The sequence below is a fragment of the Flavobacteriales bacterium genome, from assembly GCA_013214975.1.
Lineage (GTDB): Bacteria > Bacteroidota > Bacteroidia > DT-38 > DT-38 > DT-38.
This window is the reverse complement of sequence record JABSPR010000121.1, coordinates 1-2,657: the sequence shown is the minus strand read 5'-3', so window position 1 is coordinate 2,657 and position 2,657 is coordinate 1. Positions and strand designations below refer to the sequence as shown.

The 2,657-nt window shown below is 35.4% G+C and carries 4 protein-coding genes and 1 pseudogene; 3 read left to right on the top strand and 2 right to left on the bottom strand.

Annotated elements, in window-relative coordinates; all coding sequences use genetic code 11:
* Positions 1 to 817 precede the first annotated feature (817 nt).
* Together HRT72_04590 and HRT72_04585 are read left to right on the top strand one after the other, a co-directional pair.
* Complete coding sequence (locus tag HRT72_04590) at positions 818 to 937, top strand: multicopper oxidase domain-containing protein (protein ID NQY66984.1); 120 nt, start codon at positions 818 to 820, stop codon at positions 935 to 937.
* Positions 918 to 1,619 carry a multicopper oxidase domain-containing protein gene (locus HRT72_04585; GenBank protein NQY66983.1) on the top strand — a complete coding sequence of 234 codons (702 nt, stop codon included), beginning with the start codon at positions 918 to 920 and terminating at the stop codon, positions 1,617 to 1,619. The genes HRT72_04590 and HRT72_04585 overlap by 20 nt, the downstream gene beginning before the upstream one ends.
* 198 nt (positions 1,620 to 1,817) lie before the next feature.
* Here HRT72_04585 and HRT72_04580 read toward each other — a convergent pair.
* Positions 1,818 to 2,192 (bottom strand): annotated as a pseudogene (locus HRT72_04580) (transposase).
* Positions 2,158 to 2,325: a hypothetical protein gene (locus HRT72_04575; GenBank protein ID NQY66982.1), complete on the bottom strand. Its 168-nt coding sequence runs from the start codon at positions 2,323 to 2,325 to the stop codon at positions 2,158 to 2,160. The pseudogene HRT72_04580 and the gene HRT72_04575 overlap by 35 nt, the downstream one beginning before the upstream one ends.
* Between HRT72_04575 and HRT72_04570 the strand changes: the two genes are divergently transcribed.
* On the top strand, positions 2,300 to 2,533 hold the full coding sequence (locus tag HRT72_04570) for a hypothetical protein (GenBank protein NQY66981.1): 234 nt from the start codon (positions 2,300 to 2,302) through the stop codon (positions 2,531 to 2,533). The two genes, HRT72_04575 and HRT72_04570, sit on opposite strands and share 26 nt — an antisense overlap.
* Positions 2,534 to 2,657: the final 124 nt, after the last annotated feature.

Here is a 2,657-nt window from a genome sequence, read left to right as displayed (position 1 = left end):
CTTATTACATTGTCTGTAATATCTGATAACCCTGTACACGTTACCTGAAAAGAACTGGCCATTAAGCCCTCCTGATAAATCTGCAATAAGTTTTCAACATCCATATGTAAATTTATCATTTATAACTGCGTAACATGAGTTAGTAATATCTGCTCCTAAAGCTCGATTAATGAAAATTAATTAGATAAATATCTGAGTTGTAGTTGGGATGGATATCTTAGAGGGATAGGGCTAAATAGTACTTACCTATATGGATTAGTGTCTGTTAGAGTAGTATTATCTGTATGTTGATGCGGTTATTACCTGTATTCGCCGAGCAAATTCATTTAATCTAACCATTTTTAATGCATTAACGCAATATGAAAAAACTCTTACTTATACCTAGCCTAATATTGCAGGCAAGTTTATTGAGCGCTCAAACGTTCACGAACCCTTTACCGATACCTCCTGTATTGGACGGCGGTACAATCGATCTTTAAATTCAAGATACTACACACACAATTTTGATCCAACTGGAACTATTCACTCGTTTATAGATGTTGTTACAACAAAAGGTACTGCCGATCAAATTATAGCAGGTGCAGACACGCTTACAAGTGATACCGTTCTTATTCCGGATAATGGGAACATTGCTTTTATAAAAGTCATAAATTATAGGAAATCTGGCCCAGATACTCCGGCCGATACAATAATTGAAAATGTAGCATTCTTTAGTATCGCCGATAATAAGGTAAGAATTGTTGCTTTAGATACTGTCTTCCGTAATTTGAATGGTGCGATAGAGACACGTTGCTACAACAAACTAAGCGCTAACAAAATGTCTTATTTAGGGCCAACCCTTCGATGGCAAAAAGATTCAACTGTGAACATGAATATTACAAATACGTTTGCAACTGATTCAACCACTGTACACTGGCATGGCATTTATTATCGATAATTCCATAACTTCTAAAGACCCGATTGTTCAATTGCCAACTTCTAATCCTAAATATGCCCTTGAAGATAGAGGCGATGTATATAGGGAAAGAACTAAACGATTAGGTGGCAAAGGTGGTAGTGGGGGTAAATGGACCATCAATGACAGTGTCATGAAAATGAAGGTTTTAAACGATACTATTTTAGTAAATAAAATGGAAGAGTGGACGATAGAAAACCTTACAAACCAAGCACATCCATTTCATATTCATAAAGTGCAATTTCAAGTTGTAGAATATCATGGTAAGCTCGGACTAGGGGATGACATTATCGACTATAATTCAGATTTTGATACCGAAATCCCTGAGGAACTGATTGGATTTAAAGATGTTCAATTGGTTAGAGGGTATGCAACAATGAAGTTTATTGCTAGGTTTGATAGTTTTCCATACACTGATATCTCACCCTCGAATGGCTTTATGTACCATTGTCATATTTTAACACATGAAGATCAAAGTATGATGGCCCAATTTACAGTTGTAGATGCTGATACTTATTTCAAGTTTTTTACGGCGATACCAGAGGAGATAGAAATGGGCGGATTTACATTGTATCCCAATCCTGCAACAGGTGTAATTACCATTACAGGTAGTATGGAGGGTAACGGAACGTTGTACTTTAGAGATTTGTTGGGAAGAACATAAAAGTGGAGGATATGTCTGCTTTTAACGGCTCTAAAACAATAAATGTACAAGGCCTCCCAAGAGGTATTGTATTTGTTGAGTGGACAGATGGAGAACAAAGAATAGTTAAAAAAGTTCTTTTAAAGTAAAAGATAACAGGGCAACCTGTTTCTATTAGCATTTTAAATCAATCCCGTCCTAAATAAAATCCAGAACCTATTAAAGGCCTTGATTCAACAGTAAAATTTGCTTAAAATCATTAGAAGATGAAAAGCACCCCTGGTGAATAATATTGGGAGGTTTTTCTTTTTTCAAAAAGGGTTTATCTAACCATTTTTGAAGTTCTATCTTAACAAATAGGTTGAGTCTTAGAAAGGCAACTAAATTGGATAAGTACCAGTTGTATTTTGCTAAAACTTTCAGGTATTTGAGTATTAAAATACTAATTAAGGCAGTCCATATTTGTATCATTACCGCATTTAGGCTAGTTCCGATGAATGATTTAATGTGTAGCAACTGTTTGATGTCTCTGAAGAATATTTCTATTTGCCATCTGCTCTTATATAATTCGCTTATTGTGTTGGCACACCAAGTCATCTAATTGCACAGAGATATCTTGCGTAACAACTGTTGGTCCAGTAATGTCGTAAATAACCATAAGAGTTGCTGCTTCGTTGCCCGGTGTGGCAACATCTTCGGCTATGTCAACAATTACATCTCCGTCCATAGTAGGTGTAACGTCTACCGTATATGAGGTGCCAGAACCTGCAAAGTTGGTAGGCGTTCCATTAGTAATACCTAAATCATTTACATCAAAATCGGTTACTGTTTCCGTAAACTCAATAGCGAAAGGAATAGGGCTAGTGCCTGTTAATACACCTGCTGTGGAGGTTATAGTAGTTAAAGGATCTATGGTTGTAGTAATACCAATTTAATTTCAAAACACGCTATAAAAGTCATTTAAAAAAAAGCTATTATGAGTAATACTTTTAACAATTTCTACAGAAAGATTATTTCTAACAAAATTGTGTAGCCAAAGTTTTACATTTTCTAAATCTT